At 40.4% G+C, this 13,923-nt stretch carries 15 protein-coding genes and 1 riboswitch; of the genes, 1 reads left to right on the top strand and 14 read right to left on the bottom strand.

The genetic code is table 11. The features are described from left to right. Positions 1-4 precede the first annotated feature (4 nt). The 7 genes from purN to purC are packed head-to-tail and all read right to left on the bottom strand — an operon-like array spanning position 5 to position 6,970. Positions 5-580: a phosphoribosylglycinamide formyltransferase gene (purN, locus tag LI954_RS09200; protein WP_229444314.1), complete on the bottom strand. Its 576-nt coding sequence runs from the start codon at positions 578-580 to the stop codon at positions 5-7. Next, positions 577-1,629, bottom strand: a complete 1,053-nt coding sequence (gene purM / locus LI954_RS09195; protein WP_229444313.1) for a phosphoribosylformylglycinamidine cyclo-ligase — start codon at positions 1,627-1,629, stop codon at positions 577-579. Before purM ends, purN begins: the two co-directional genes overlap by 4 nt. A 37-nt stretch (positions 1,630-1,666) precedes the next feature. Beyond that, a complete protein-coding gene (gene purF, locus LI954_RS09190) occupies positions 1,667-3,103 on the bottom strand; it encodes an amidophosphoribosyltransferase (RefSeq protein ID WP_202068334.1) in 1,437 nt (478 codons plus the stop codon). Next, positions 3,088-5,310 carry a phosphoribosylformylglycinamidine synthase subunit PurL gene (gene purL, locus LI954_RS09185; protein WP_229444312.1) on the bottom strand — a complete coding sequence of 741 codons (2,223 nt, stop codon included), beginning with the start codon at positions 5,308-5,310 and terminating at the stop codon, positions 3,088-3,090. Before purL ends, purF begins: the two co-directional genes overlap by 16 nt. Next, complete coding sequence (purQ, locus tag LI954_RS09180) at positions 5,307-5,990, bottom strand: phosphoribosylformylglycinamidine synthase subunit PurQ (protein WP_202068330.1); 684 nt, start codon at positions 5,988-5,990, stop codon at positions 5,307-5,309. The genes purL and purQ overlap by 4 nt, the downstream gene beginning before the upstream one ends. A 1-nt stretch (position 5,991) precedes the next feature. Next, positions 5,992-6,240, bottom strand: coding sequence for a phosphoribosylformylglycinamidine synthase subunit PurS (gene purS, locus LI954_RS09175; RefSeq protein ID WP_202068328.1), 249 nt, complete (start codon positions 6,238-6,240; stop codon positions 5,992-5,994). Between the two features lie 19 nt (positions 6,241-6,259). Beyond that, on the bottom strand, positions 6,260-6,970 hold the full coding sequence (gene purC, locus LI954_RS09170; protein WP_229444341.1) for a phosphoribosylaminoimidazolesuccinocarboxamide synthase: 711 nt from the start codon (positions 6,968-6,970) through the stop codon (positions 6,260-6,262). Positions 6,971-7,265: 295 nt separating this feature from the next. Between purC and LI954_RS09165 the strand changes: the two genes are divergently transcribed. Next, positions 7,266-7,649, top strand: a complete 384-nt coding sequence (locus LI954_RS09165; protein WP_229444311.1) for a hypothetical protein — start codon at positions 7,266-7,268, stop codon at positions 7,647-7,649. 106 nt (positions 7,650-7,755) lie between these two features. Here LI954_RS09165 and purB read toward each other — a convergent pair whose 3' ends face one another. The 7 genes from purB to LI954_RS09130 all read right to left on the bottom strand — a co-directional run bounded on the left by purB (position 7,756) and on the right by LI954_RS09130 (position 13,849). Next, positions 7,756-9,048, bottom strand: a complete 1,293-nt coding sequence (gene purB, locus LI954_RS09160; RefSeq protein ID WP_202068324.1) for an adenylosuccinate lyase — start codon at positions 9,046-9,048, stop codon at positions 7,756-7,758. A gap of 14 nt (positions 9,049-9,062) precedes the next feature. Then, on the bottom strand, positions 9,063-10,193 hold the full coding sequence (purK, locus tag LI954_RS09155; protein WP_202068322.1) for a 5-(carboxyamino)imidazole ribonucleotide synthase: 1,131 nt from the start codon (positions 10,191-10,193) through the stop codon (positions 9,063-9,065). After that, positions 10,177-10,665 (bottom strand): 5-(carboxyamino)imidazole ribonucleotide mutase, encoded by a 489-nt coding sequence (gene purE / locus LI954_RS09150; protein WP_202068320.1) that lies wholly within the window; start codon positions 10,663-10,665, stop codon positions 10,177-10,179. Before purE ends, purK begins: the two co-directional genes overlap by 17 nt. A 185-nt stretch (positions 10,666-10,850) precedes the next feature. After that, complete coding sequence (locus tag LI954_RS09145; RefSeq protein ID WP_229444310.1) at positions 10,851-11,432, bottom strand: xanthine phosphoribosyltransferase; 582 nt, start codon at positions 11,430-11,432, stop codon at positions 10,851-10,853. A gap of 56 nt (positions 11,433-11,488) precedes the next feature. After that, a riboswitch (purine riboswitch) is annotated at positions 11,489-11,584 on the bottom strand. 306 nt (positions 11,585-11,890) lie between these two features. Beyond that, positions 11,891-12,574, bottom strand: a complete 684-nt coding sequence (locus LI954_RS09140) for a hydrolase (RefSeq protein WP_202068316.1) — start codon at positions 12,572-12,574, stop codon at positions 11,891-11,893. Between the two features lie 26 nt (positions 12,575-12,600). Beyond that, positions 12,601-13,209 carry a glycoside hydrolase family 73 protein gene (locus LI954_RS09135; protein ID WP_202068314.1) on the bottom strand — a complete coding sequence of 203 codons (609 nt, stop codon included), beginning with the start codon at positions 13,207-13,209 and terminating at the stop codon, positions 12,601-12,603. A gap of 121 nt (positions 13,210-13,330) precedes the next feature. Beyond that, complete coding sequence (locus LI954_RS09130) at positions 13,331-13,849, bottom strand: hypothetical protein (RefSeq protein WP_202068312.1); 519 nt, start codon at positions 13,847-13,849, stop codon at positions 13,331-13,333. Between the last annotated feature and the right edge of the window lie 74 nt (positions 13,850-13,923).

The following is a 13,923-nucleotide window of genomic DNA, read 5'->3' as shown; positions in this document are numbered from 1 at the left end:
CAGTCTATCGCTCCTTCTTTTCTTTAATTATCTTTTGAATGACAATTGGATAAAGTCGATGCTCTACCTTATGAATCTTTTCTTCAAGACCTTCCAATGTATCGTCTGAATGAATTGCAACTTTTTCCTGCACTATGACAGGTCCGGTATCGATCCCTTTATCTATAAAATGAATGGTTACTCCTGTTTCTTCCACCTTAGCTTCAAAAGCATCTCTAATTCCATGGAGTCCCGGAAACAAGGGCAATAATGAAGGATGAATATTAATTATCTTTTCCGGATATGCTTCCAGCAATACAGGCCCAATCAATCTCATGTACCCTGCAAGAACAATTAACTCAACTTCTTTTTCTTCTAATAAATGCAGCAGCTCTGCTTCATAAATCCCTTTGGATGAAAAATCTTTAGGAGAAAAAGAAGCACTTGGTATGCCCAATTTTTCGGCTCTTTCAAGCACCTTTGCATCCTTTTGGTCGGAAAACAGCAAAACAATTTCTCCATCAATTTTTCCTGCTTGAACAGACTCAGCGATGGCTTGAAAGTTGCTTCCGCTTCCTGAAGCAAAAACAGCAATTCTCATCGGCTCACCTCAGTAAAAAGAATAGTCTTTTCCGGCTCTTTTCTTTCAACTACTTTACCAATAGTATAACTTTCCTCCCCAAGATCAGCGAGAATTTTTTGAACACTATTCAGATTTTTCGGAGAAACAGCTAAAACCATACCGATTCCCATATTAAAAATCTCATACATTTCCATAGGCGGAATCTTCCCATATTTTTCCATTAGAGTAAAAATCGGTAAAACCGGCCAGCTTCCTAATTCAACGGACGCCGCAGTATTCTTTGGCAGCATTCTTGGAATGTTTTCCACAAAACCACCGCCAGTGACATGTGCTATCCCGTTAAGCAGCTGTTCTTTTATAAGAGGCAGAAGTGTTTTCACATATATTTTTGTCGGCATCAGTAGTTCTTCTACCAGCTCTTTTCCCTCTAATTCAGGAAGGTGATCCGTCAGTTTAAAATCATTCATTTCAAAAAATATTTTTCGAACTAGCGAATAGCCGTTTGAGTGGATGCCGCTGGATGGCAGTCCCAACAACACATCTCCTTCTTTGATTCGGTCACCAGTGATTAACTGGCTTTTCTCAGCAACTCCCACCGTAAAGCCGGCAAGATCATAATCATTTTCATTGTACATGCCAGGCATTTCAGCTGTTTCACCGCCGATGAGAGCAGCACCGGATTGAACACACCCTTCTGCGACACCTGCGACAACTTTTTCCAAACGCTCCGGTACATTTTTACCTGTTGCTATATAATCAAGAAAATAAAGAGGCTCTGCACCCTGAGCTGCAATATCGTTCACACACATTGCTACACAATCAATCCCGATCGTATCATGTTTATCAGCCTGAATGGCCAGCATCAGCTTGGTTCCCACACCATCTGTTCCCGAAATTAAAACTGGTTCCTTCACTTCCACACTGCTCAAATCAAAGCACCCGCCAAAGCCTCCTAAAGCTCCCATAACACCGAGACGCTCTGTTCGCTTAACATGTTTCTTAATTCTTTCGACTACTTCGTATCCAGCCTCTACATCTACTCCGGCTTTCGCATACGCATTTGCCATGCTGAACCTCCTTATTTATTATCGGTTGACCCATTAATCAACGCTCATTTTCTGTTTCCAGTGAAGCAAGATATGTTTCTTCATAATCATAGAGCGGTGTTGGGTAATCTCCATTAAAATATGCCATGCATAATCCTGTATAAGGAGCATCATAGTTTAAACCAATTGCGTTAATCAGCCCTTCTTCGCTTAGAAAGCTCAGTGAATCTGCAGTAATCAGTTCCTGAATTTCTTCAATCGAATGATTTGCTGCAATCAGCTCTTTCCTTGTTTGAATATCAATCCCGTAAAAACAGGGATATTTCAGTGGGGGTGAAGCAATTCGAACGTGAACTTCTTTTGCTCCGGCTTCCTTCAGAAGCTGGACTATCCGACGACTGGTTGTTCCTCTTACAATAGAATCATCGACCATGATGACACGCTTGCCTTCAACTACACCTCGAACAGCAGACAGCTTCATCCGAACACCTTGTTCTCTCAGTTCCTGAGTCGGCTGAATAAATGTTCGAGCAATATACTGATTTTTTACCAGACCCATTTCATAAGGAATCCCGCTGGCTTCTGCGTACCCACTTGCAGCTGACAAAGAGGAGTTTGGTACACCAACCACCATATCCGCTTCAACAGGTGCTTCTTCAGCTAGAATTTTCCCCATATTTTTTCGGGCAGTGTGAACATTCACTCCAGCAATATTTGAATCCGGACGTGCAAAGTAAATAAATTCCATTGAACAAATTGCATGTTGCGTATCTTCTGTGTATTTTTCAATACGATAGCCCTGATCATCAATAATAATTACCTCACCCGGCTCCACATCACGAATAAAAGCCGCGCCGCTGACTTCCAGTGCACAGGTTTCACTGGCAACTACATAAGCACCGTTTTTCATCTTTCCAAGCGCTAAAGGTCGAAAGGCATTGGGATCTAAAGCCGCAATCATCGCTGTCTCTGTCATCAAAAGATAGGCAAATCCCCCCTTTACCTGACGCAGACTTTCTTTCAGCTGTTCAATAAATGTTGTCTGCTTACTTCTTCTAATCAAATGCATCAGAATTTCTGTATCAGAATTGGAGTGAAAAATTGCTCCGTCCTTTTCAAGACTTTTCCGCAGACTTTTTGCATTAGTCAAATTCCCATTATGAGCAAGTCCTACTGAGCCATCATAAAATTTGAACAGAAACGGCTGAATATTATCTACACTGCCGTTTCCCGCAGTTGCATAGCGAACATGACCAACTGCTGCAGCCCCTTTTAGTTCTTCGATAATCCGATCCTCTTTAAAAACCTCTGAGAGCAGCCCCAGATCTCTATGTCCATTCAATTTCCCGTTATCATTGGAAACGATGCCTGCGCCTTCTTGTCCCCTATGCTGAAGACTGTGAAGACCGAAATAGGTTAACCGGGAGGCATCTGGGTGCCCCCAGACTCCAAAGATGCCGCATTCTTCATTTAGGCTTTTTACTTCATAAGACATGGAATGGCATCCTCCCATAATTCTTTGGCTGTTGCAGTATCTACCTGCAGATTTCCATCAGCTGCCTGAATCACCATCGTATTATCGTTGGTAACAGTTCCAATCATTTCAGCTTTACTGCCCATCAATTCTTCAAAGACTTCTTGTTTTTCAGGCGAAACAGATAGAACAAAGCGAGACTGAGTTTCTGAGAACAGCCAAGACTGAGGCATAGTTATGGTACTTTCCATACCAAATCCGTTTTTGAAACAGGACTCAGCCAAAGCTACTGCAAGACCTCCTTCAGAACAATCATGCGCACTAGCTACCAGTCCCTGTTGAATTGCATTCAGTACTAAATCCTGGTTTTCTTTTTCTACAGATAAATCAAAATCCATCAGTTTCCCTTCAATACGCCCAAGCTGCATTTTCTGAAGCTCAGTCCCATTAAAGTCTGCTTTCGTTTCACCTACAATGTAGATTAAATCTCCTGCCTTTTTAAATTCCTGCGTAGTCACATGAGCAATATCTTTCACTAAACCAACCATACCAATCATTGGTGTTGGATAAATGGCCTTTCCATTCGTTTCATTGTAAAGAGATACATTTCCGGAAATAACCGGTGTATCCAACAGCTCACAGGCTTTCGCAATACCATCAGCTGATGTCCACAGCTCCCAAAATCCTTCAGGTTTATCCGGTGAGCCATAATTTAAGCAGTCTGTGATTGCCAGCGGCTGACCGCCGGAGCAAACAATGTTTCTTGCTGCTTCAGCGACTGCAATTTGTCCTCCAACTTCCGGATTCAGGTAAAGATAACGGGCATTGCAGTCTGTTGTCATTGCCAGCGCCTTATTCGTTCCTCTTACACGTAAAACAGCTGCATCACTTCCCGGCAAAACAACTGTATTTGTTCTTACCTGTGAATCGTAGGTTTGATAAATCATTTTTTTAGAAGCAATAGTGGGTTGCTGCAATAATTTCAGAAGTAATTCGCTGCTGTCTGTCACAGACGGTTCAAAGTCTGCTAAATTCGCAAATTCTTGAATACGAGCCGGCTCTTTCTTTTCTTTCTGATAAACAGGTGCATCTTCAGCCAATGCATCTACCGGCAGATTGGCCACTTCCACTTCATGATGATACAAACGATATAAGCCATCATCTGTTACCTCACCAATTGTTACTGCATCCAGATCATACTTTTTGAAAAGCTCGATCACTTCTTCTTCATGTCCCTGCTCAATACAGATCAGCATCCGTTCCTGAGATTCCGAAAGCATCATTTCATAAGGTATCATTCCAGTTTCACGCTGAGGAACATCATCTAAATAGAGTTTTAACCCTGATCCGGCTTTTGAAGCCATTTCTGAGCTGGAAGACACCAAACCCGCTGCCCCCATATCCTGAATCCCAACTAAAATATCTGAATGCTCCAAAATCAGTTCCAGACAGGCTTCCAAAAGCAGCTTTTCCATAAACGGATCACCAACCTGCACGGCTGATCGCTGCTGTTCTTCCCCCTCCACGAACTCTTCCGAAGCAAAGGTTGCTCCATGAATACCATCACGCCCGGTTTTAGCTCCTACATACATGATGGAATTGCCGACACCTTTTGCCTGACCTTTTTGAATATCTTTATGGTTAATCAGACCCACACACATCGCATTTACCAGAGGATTTCCTTCATAACAAGGATCAAAAGCGACCTCACCGCCAACAGTAGGAATTCCAATACAATTTCCATATCCGCTGATACCGGCGACTACTTCCTCAAGAAGATACTTTGTTCTCTGGTCATCCAGTTCACCAAAACGAAGAGAGTCTAAAATAGCAATAGGACGAGCTCCCATGCTGAAGATATCTCGAATAATCCCGCCAACACCTGTTGCTGCACCTTCATAAGGCTCAACTGCCGAAGGATGATTGTGACTTTCGGCTTTAAAAGCGACTGCCTGACCATCTCCAATATCAACAATTCCCGCACCTTCTCCAGGTCCCTGAATCACCTGCGGGCCTGAAATAGGAAATTTTCTTAAAACAGGCTTTGAATTCTTATAAGAACAATGCTCACTCCACATAACTGAAAAGAGACCCGTTTCAGTGTAGTTTGGCATTCTGCCTAAAATATCTTCTTCAATCATGCGATATTCTTCGTCAGTCAGCCCCCACTCCGCATAAATTCTTTTCTCTTTAATTTCCTGAGCAGTCGGTTCGTTAATTGTCATCATGCTTGATTCGTCACCTTTCCATAATTAGTAACAATGGACTGGAAGAAACGCAATCCATCTTCTGATCCAAGCAGACTTTCCACTGCCCGTTCAGGGTGAGGCATCATTCCCAGAACATTTCCTTTCTCATTGATAATTCCTGCAATGTTTTCCAGGCTTCCGTTTGGATTTTCATCTGCGTAAGTAAAGACAATCTGATTATTGTCCTTCAATTTTTGAAGTGTTTCATCATCACAATAATAGTTTCCTTCACCATGGGCTACTGGAATTTGAATCACTTCACCCTTCTCATAAGCTGTTGTAAACATGGTTTGAGCATTTTCCACTTTTAACCCCACTGTTTTACAGACAAAATGAAGAGACTGATTCCGAATCAATGCACCAGGCAGCAGTCCGGCTTCAGTCAGAATTTGAAAACCATTACATGTACCAAAAACCGGCTTTCCTTCTTCTGCAAAACGAATAACTTCGTCAATAATTTTTGAAAAACGGGCTATTGCTCCACAGCGAAGGTAGTCGCCATATGAGAAGCCTCCTGGAAGCAGCACTCCGTCAAAGCCTTCAAGACTGGCTGCATCATGGCGAACATACTCTGCTTCAGCTCCTAGAATATCTTTAACCGCCCACAGCATATCCATATCACAGTTTGACCCTGGAAAAACAATGACTGCAAATTTCATGTTACGCTTCCTCCGTAATTTCGTAGCGATACGTTTCCATATTGACATTGGCCAATAAACGGTCACATATTGTTTCAATTGCTTCTTCGATTGGTTTTTCTGTTTTAGCAACTTTTATCTCAAAGTACTTTCCAATACGAACTTCTTCAATCTCCTCATAGCCTAAACGATGAATAGCCCCCTTAACCGCTTCTCCCTGAGGGTCCAATACAGAATCCTTATAAGTTACATAAACTTTAACAAAATACATTCGATAAACTCCTTTATACTTATTTATTTTTTAATCGTGAAAATACTTCCTTGTATACTGGTACAATTTCGCCCAATTCTTTTCTGTAGACATCTTTATCGAGATGATCATTTGTGGTCTTGTCCCATAAACGGCAAGTGTCCGGAGAAATTTCATCTGCCAACAGAATTGTACCGTCCTCTTTTCGTCCAAACTCAATTTTGAAATCAATCAACCGTATATTTATTTGATCAAAAAGCTCAATTAATACCTGATTCACCTTTAGTGCAGCTTCTTTGAGAGCAATCAGTTCTTCATCAGTTGCGAGTTCCAGATACTTTATGTGGTCCTCATTAATAAAAGGATCATCCAGCTCATCCTTTTTATAGTAAAATTCGATAATTGGAAAGGTCAGCTGTGTTCCTTCTTCAATAGCCAGTTTTTTTGAAAAGCTTCCTGCTGCAACATTACGAACAACCACTTCAAGAGGAATAATAGCTACTGCCTCCACCAATTGTTCGGTCTTGGAAAGCTGTTTAATAAAATGACTGGGAATATCCTTTTTAGCCAGCTCTTTAAATATCAGCGAAGTAATCTGATTATTCAGTTCGGCTTTCCCTAAAATCTCATCTTTTCTTACACCATTCAGTGCCGTCGCCTGGTCAAGATACTCGATCCATATTTGACCTGTCTGATTTGTAGTAAATAATCTTTTTGCCTTCCCTGTGTAAATTAACTCTGTCTTTTCCAACAATGATGTACTTCCTTTCCAAATATTATTACTATGACATTCAAAATTGTTCGTCCGTTACTTTGTCTATATTTTAACAAGTTCCCAAAACACAGTCAATGAAATGTGAACAATAATCACAATCTAATATACAATTGTTCGTGTTTAAGCAAATTGATCAGTTAAATGAAGAATAATCAATTATTAAGAACAAATAGTAAGCATTTACAATTCGTTTGTTCAATGGTATTCTTAAGTCAATAATGACAGTAGAAAAAATAGATAACGTTTCTTTGATTGTAGGGAGGACTTCATTATGCAAGAGGATTATACAACGATTGCTCAAGATTTCTTGGCATCACTTACGAAGAAAGAAAAGATACGGCTTTACAATGATCTGCTGGCCTTAAAAACTGTGCATCATATGAATCAGGATCATACGTATTATACATTTAAGAATATTAAAAGAGGTGTAAAAAAATATTCTGAAAGAAGAAAAAGATGTTTCAATTATGTGAATGACCAACAAGTAGAATTAATGATCAATCAAATACATGAACAGCACTTTTTCAAAAATGGCTACCGTATTGAAGTATATTTGGCTAAACATGAATGCAGTTATGCATTTATTGAATGCCTGTTGCAAACATTACAGGAAAATCCGGAAAAACCATTTCACATGGAGGAAGTATTAGCATAAATGAAAAACGTCACCGCAGAATAGAAAATCTGCGGTGACGTTTTTTCTGGAAACAGAACCTCCTGAATTCGGCTTGGATTTCAGGAGGTTCTGTTTCTATTATTGGCTATAAACCTACACGTTCAAAAATAGTATCTACATTTTTAAGATGATAATTATAGTCAAAGGCATCATCTAGTTCTTCCTTGCTTAAGACTGAAGTAATTTTTTCGTCCTCATCTAAAAGTGGACGGAAGTCTGTTTGATGATCCCAGGCATAAGCTGTTTTAGGCTGCACTAAATCGTATGCTTCTTCTCTCGTCATTCCATGATCAATCAGCTTCAACAGAACACGCTGACTATATATCAAACCAAAAGTCGCATTCATATTCCTCTTCATATTCTCTGGAAATACAGTTAAGTTCTTAACAATATTGCCAAAGCGATTCAACATATAATCCAGCAAAGTCGTTGCATCCGGCATAATAATCCGTTCTGCTGAAGAATGTGAAATATCTCTTTCGTGCCAAAGCGTAACATTTTCATATGCTGTTACCATATGTCCGCGAATCACACGAGCCAACCCGCTCATATTTTCCGAACCGATCGGATTACGCTTATGCGGCATTGCAGAAGAACCTTTCTGACCCTTTGCAAAAAATTCTTCTACTTCCCTTGTTTCCGACTTTTGAAGACCGCGAATTTCTGTCGCAAATTTCTCAATACTGGTGGCAATCAGAGCAATAGAAGAAAAGTATTCAGCATGCAAATCCCGCGGAAGTATTTGTGTAGAGATTTCCTGTGGTCGAATCCCCAATTTTCCGCAAACATATTCTTCTACAAAGGGAGGGATATTCGCAAACGTGCCGACAGCACCACTGATTTTGCCTGCTTCCACTCCTTTTGCGGCGTGCTCGAAACGTTCGATATTCCTCTTCATTTCAGAATACCACAATGCCAGTTTTAAGCCAAAGGTAGTCGGTTCTGCATGAACGCCATGTGTACGTCCCATCATAACAGTGTACTTGTGCTCTTTTGCTTTGTCAGCAATAATTTGAGCAAAATTTTTAAGATCTTCTCTTAAAATATCATTCGCCTGTTTCAGCAAATATCCATAGGCTGTATCTACAACATCTGTACTGGTTAAACCATAATGGACCCATTTCCGTTCTTCTCCCAGCGTTTCAGAAACTGCTCTGGTGAACGCAACCACATCATGTCTGGTAGATTCTTCTATTTCAAGAATTCTTTTTACCTCAAAGGAGGCATTTTCCCGAATCTTTTTCACATCGTCCTTTGGAATCTCTCCAAGCTCTGCCCATGCTTCATCAGCTAATATTTCCACTTCAAGCCAAGCCTGATAACGATTTTCATCTGTCCAAATTTTCTTCATTTGCGGTCTTGAATAACGATCGATCATTGTATTATCCTTTCTTAATCCCAAATACTGGTTTGATAAATATCTTCTAATGTATCAAATAAATTTTCTGTCAGAATCGTGATATGTCCCATTTTTCTTCCAGGTTTTGCCTTTGCCTTTCCGTAATAATGAAAATGCCAGTTAGGCTTTTCTGAAATAAATTCCATGGTTTCATAAATTTCATCACCCATAATATTCACCATTACTGCATCAGACAGCAATTTGATCTCAGGAATTGACCAGCCGCAGATCCCTCGAATATGTGCATCAAACTGGCTAAAAGAACAAGCTTCGAGCGTATAATGTCCAGAATTATGAGGTCTTGGTGCCAGCTCATTTACATAGATTCCACCATTATTCGTTAAGAACATTTCCACTGCCAGTGTTCCCGCCAAATTTATTTCTTCAGCGATTAATCGGGCAATTCGTTGTGCTTCTTCTTTCACGTCTTCATCCACCCTTGCCGGTGCAATCGTTTCATGAAGAATATTATTTCTATGGATATTTTCTACTACAGGAAATGTTTGAATATCTCCGGTGCCATTTCCGGCAACTAAAACAGATATCTCCTTTTCAAACGGAATCCAGGCCTCCAAAACACAGGTTCCTTCTTTTAACAAATTCATTGACGGTGCCAGATCTGAAGGACTGTACAACACATACTGCCCTTTTCCATCATAACCGCCTCGAGTATTTTTCAGCACACACGGATACCCAATGCCGTCAATGGCATCTTGAATATCAGTTGGGCTGACAATTGTTGCGTAAGGAGCAATCACAATATTATTGGATTCCAGAAAGCTTTTTTCCAACAGCCTGTCCTGAGTAATTGCCAGCAGATCTGTTCCCTGAGGAATCTCTACTTTATCCTGAATATGAACCAGACTGTCCACATCTACATTCTCAAATTCATAGGTTATTACTTCTGAATGATTGGCCATTTCTTCCAATGCTTCTAAATCATCATACTCCGCCAATAAGTGCCAATCCGCCACTTGTGCTGCCGGGCAATCAGCCGTAGGGTCCAATACGGCAATACGAAACCCCATTTCCTTCGCACTTAAGGCCATCATTTTGCCTAATTGTCCTCCACCGACTATTCCAATCATAGCCCCCGGTAATACAGGCTTATTCAAGATCATCACTACTTTCCATCACGATTTGTTCAAGAGATTTACGTCGCTCTTCTAATTTTTTCGCTATCTCTAAATCATACATGGAAAGCATCTGAACTGCAAGTAGTCCAGCATTGGATGCACCCGCTTTTCCTATTGCTGTTGTAGCAACAGGGACTCCCCCAGGCATTTGAACGATTGACAGTAACGAATCCAAGCCGTTCAGTGCTTTGGATTGCACAGGAACACCAATAACCGGAAGTGTGGTTTTTGCTGCAACCATTCCCGGCAGGTGGGCAGCACCGCCGGCCCCCGCGATAATGATTTTAATTCCACGTTCTCTGGCTGATTCAGCAAAACGGAACATATAGTCAGGCGTTCGATGAGCAGAAACAACTTTTTTTTCATAAGGAATCTGAAATTCTTCTAAAATATCACAGGTCAGCTTCATTGTTTCCCAGTCAGAAATACTCCCCATAATCACAGATACTACAGTTGGCATATTAAATTCCTTTCTATGGCTTTTTCTCCTCTTCATTTTAGCAACAGGACGAAATCATGTCAAAGAAATATCGAATATTATCATCCTTTTTTCATCAAATGTTCGCCTTTACAACTTCATATTATTCAGACTTCATTCTGTATCTATCACTGCTAAACGAATTTGCTGTTTATCCAACGCCATTTTTATGCGTCCTCCTCAAGAAATTCTACACGCTGATTTTCCAGAGAAGCAATCCGTGCCAGAGAAACAATATTTAAGCCCATTTCTTCTAACAGCGCACGCCCGCTTTGGAAAGATTTTTCAATAATAATACCAATACCTGATACCTCGGCTCCTGCCTGCTGACACAATTCGACCAGTCCCTTTGCCGCCTGACCGTTGGCAAGGAAATCATCAATGATCAGAACCTTATCTTCCCCAGTTAAAAATTTTTTTGAAATGGAAATCTGGCTGGTTACCTGCTTTGTAAAGGAATAGACAGAGGACGTCAACAGCTCTTCGGACATCGTCAGGCTCTTCGCTTTTCTGGCAAAAATCATTGGAACCTTTAATGCCTGAGCTGCATAGACAGCAGGAACAATCCCCGAAGCTTCGATTGTCACTACTTTGGTTATTCCTTTATCTGCAAAAACTTCAGCAAACCTTTTCCCCACTCGTTCCATCAACTCGGCATCCACCTGATGGGTAATAAAACTGTCTACTTTCAAAACGCCATTACTTAGAACATGCCCGTCTTTTTTTATTCTTTCCACTAATTCTTTCATTTCTATCGTCCCTCCTAAACTAAAAAAAGTTTGCAAAGCAAAAAAGGGGGCGTTATTGAACTCACTTCTTCGCTTATAGTCCGGAATTTATGGTACTGGGCAGAAACGGCCCCCTGTTATGACCCTATACATACTAAGAAATATAATAGATTCAATTATCCACAATTTTATTTAAAATACAAGACAACCATACTTAGAATTTTCTTATAAAAGAGAATAAAAAAATAGTTTTTATTTAGGGCCTGTCTAAAAACCCCTGAAGCAAGCCCTTTCAAAAGCAGATATAGGCGAATTCCGTTTAAAGAAAGAATGGTCCCATATTCTTCGTCTTATCGTTCGCATACAGCATGTCTCATAGGCCCTTTGGACATGCGACGAGCATTCAAAAATTTTCAGACCGATCTTAAAAAGAAAAAATCAAGACAGGAGTCTTTTACTCCCATCCTGATTCAATCATTTTACAGCATATCTTTTTTTTCCTGTTCACGGTACTTCAGCATCTTCTTACTGAACAATTCACCGTTTGACGGCGGCGTATAAGTGATAGCATTCGCCCCAGCCTTAATCGTTTCTCCGATCACTTCTTCTGTAGGTCCTCCAGTGGCAATAATCCCCAGCTCTGGATACTTTTCACGAAAATATTTTACAGTGGCTGGCGTCTCTTTACCGGCACTGATATTTATTAGAGAAACGCCCGCCTTCAGTTTATCATCCAGAGGGGTGTATTTTGACGTCACAGTACTAATCACAGGAATATCAACCACATCACATACACTTTGGATTGTCTCAATCGGCGTTGGTCCATTAAGCACCACACCAAGTGAGCCCTGCGCCTCTGCAAACATACTCATGTATACAGAGCGTGTCCCCTGTGTCAGCCCGCCGCCTACTCCTGAAAAAACAGGAATATCAGCAGCTTCAATGATACTTTTGGTAATTGCAGGATGTGGTGTAAATGGATAGACTGCGATAACAGCATCAGCATTTGTATTTCTGATAATTGATATATCTGTTGTAAAAATAATCGAACGAATCTTTTTCCCGAAAATTAGAATACCGCTCGCCTCATTGATTACTTCTGGAACTTTAATAATGTCCTGTTTCAAAAGTGTCATGACCTCTGGTACCCACTTTTTTTCCATCTCAGCACTTCCTTTCACTGCTTCAGCTACTGATCGTATTGGTAAAGCTCATAACTCTCAATTACATGGATTACTTTATCTGCATAATCCGGATCTGTCGCATAACCGGCTGACTGCAATGCCTGTGCAGCCTCTTTATAATTGTTTGCTAAAAGAACATTTTCATAGAGTCTTGGATTCCAGGTGACACCATTTACAAACAAACGTGTGTGATCGTCCATTGACTCCTCCCATGTATCATAAACCCTGAAGTCCCCCTGGATTGTCACCCACAACTCATTTATGTACTCTTTGGTTTCAAGATTGACCTTCTCTTCATCACCATACGCCTTGATGCCGAAAAGATTGTTGTATTCAGCTGCGAGTGTGCTCTGCCCCCAGTTCGATTCAAGGATTCCCTGCCCAATAATAATACTTGGCAGTACACCATAGGATGCCTGCAGCTCTTGAGCATGGGGCCTGATTCGATCAATAAATTCTTCCTTTGATACAGATGCGTTGTCCTGTGTATTGATAGTCTTTTCAATGTCATCTCCAAAATACATACGAAAAGAAAAAACAAATATTCCTGTAACAATCAACAACCCCAACAAAATAACAGGAAATTGTCTTTTTTTACCCCTTTTAACTTTCATAAAATCCCTACTTTTTTATTTACTGTTTTCCTGTACACAGATTACTCTGTCTTGGCAAATAGCTCTCATTACTTTACAAGTCAGTAATTATAACAGTTTTTCTCTGCAGAATCAATCCAGTCTAATCCATTACGTAGGTTTCCATTAAATTTTCATCCATCCAATCCAGCAATTCAACTTTTGATCCCTCAAGCTGCGGCTGTAGTTTAGACGGCAATCGGAATGTGATAATATCATCAAATCCCCATTCTCCATAAGCAATTGACACTTTTAAATTGATGAAGCCTTCATCATCCTGGATGGAATTGTTAAACGGAAGCAGCTCCGCCCGCCCAACATCACTTTTCATCCATTTTCTGGCTATCATTGTTTTCAACCGTTTATATTCGGAGACAGCAATATTCCGCTTTTCAGGAAATAAGACCGTTTGCCGCATAATTTTTTGAGTGAGCATCCACTCATAATCAGTAAAAAGACTCTTTACTTTTTGCATATCCTCATTGTTCAGATTTCCTCTGCCGTTCTTCCAGTTCTCCCACTGATCCTTATCTATATTTAGATGTTCCAAATAAAAATGTTCTTCTGAAAAGAACTGTTCAATAATTGCACTGACAATAATATCTACATATACTTGATGCATCTTCATCCCTCCTTCTCTCATTTTACTTAAAATGGCTAAAAAAAGCACTTATTAATTATTAAAAAGAAAGCTTT

The organism is Enterococcus sp. CWB-B31 (assembly GCF_020567645.1).
In the GTDB taxonomy this organism is placed as follows: Bacteria; Bacillota; Bacilli; order Lactobacillales; family Enterococcaceae; genus Enterococcus_L.
This window is presented reverse-complemented; position numbering and strand designations above follow the sequence as displayed.

Bases quoted from the DNA above. Each gene is read 5' to 3' on its own strand.
- LI954_RS09130 (WP_202068312.1), bottom strand. From the start codon at position 13,849: ATGCATCAAGTATATGTAGATATTATTGTCAGTGCAATTATTGAACAG.
- purL (WP_229444312.1), bottom strand. From the start codon at position 5,310: ATGATGACAATTAACGAACCGACTGCTCAGGAAATTAAAGAGAAAAGA.
- purE (WP_202068320.1), bottom strand. From the start codon at position 10,665: ATGCCAACTGTAGTATCTGTGATTATGGGGAGTATTTCTGACTGGGAA.
- LI954_RS09145 (WP_229444310.1), bottom strand. From the start codon at position 11,432: ATGAAAGAATTAGTGGAAAGAATAAAAAAAGACGGGCATGTTCTAAGT.
- purQ (WP_202068330.1), bottom strand. From the start codon at position 5,990: ATGAAATTTGCAGTCATTGTTTTTCCAGGGTCAAACTGTGATATGGAT.
- purF (WP_202068334.1), bottom strand. From the start codon at position 3,103: ATGTCTTATGAAGTAAAAAGCCTAAATGAAGAATGCGGCATCTTTGGA.
- purB (WP_202068324.1), bottom strand. From the start codon at position 9,048: ATGATCGATCGTTATTCAAGACCGCAAATGAAGAAAATTTGGACAGAT.
- purN (WP_229444314.1), bottom strand. From the start codon at position 580: ATGAGAATTGCTGTTTTTGCTTCAGGAAGCGGAAGCAACTTTCAAGCC.
- purM (WP_229444313.1), bottom strand. From the start codon at position 1,629: ATGGCAAATGCGTATGCGAAAGCCGGAGTAGATGTAGAGGCTGGATAC.
- LI954_RS09165 (WP_229444311.1), top strand. From the start codon at position 7,266: ATGCAAGAGGATTATACAACGATTGCTCAAGATTTCTTGGCATCACTT.
- LI954_RS09135 (WP_202068314.1), bottom strand. From the start codon at position 13,209: ATGAAAGTTAAAAGGGGTAAAAAAAGACAATTTCCTGTTATTTTGTTG.
- LI954_RS09140 (WP_202068316.1), bottom strand. From the start codon at position 12,574: ATGGAAAAAAAGTGGGTACCAGAGGTCATGACACTTTTGAAACAGGAC.
- purS (WP_202068328.1), bottom strand. From the start codon at position 6,240: ATGTATTTTGTTAAAGTTTATGTAACTTATAAGGATTCTGTATTGGAC.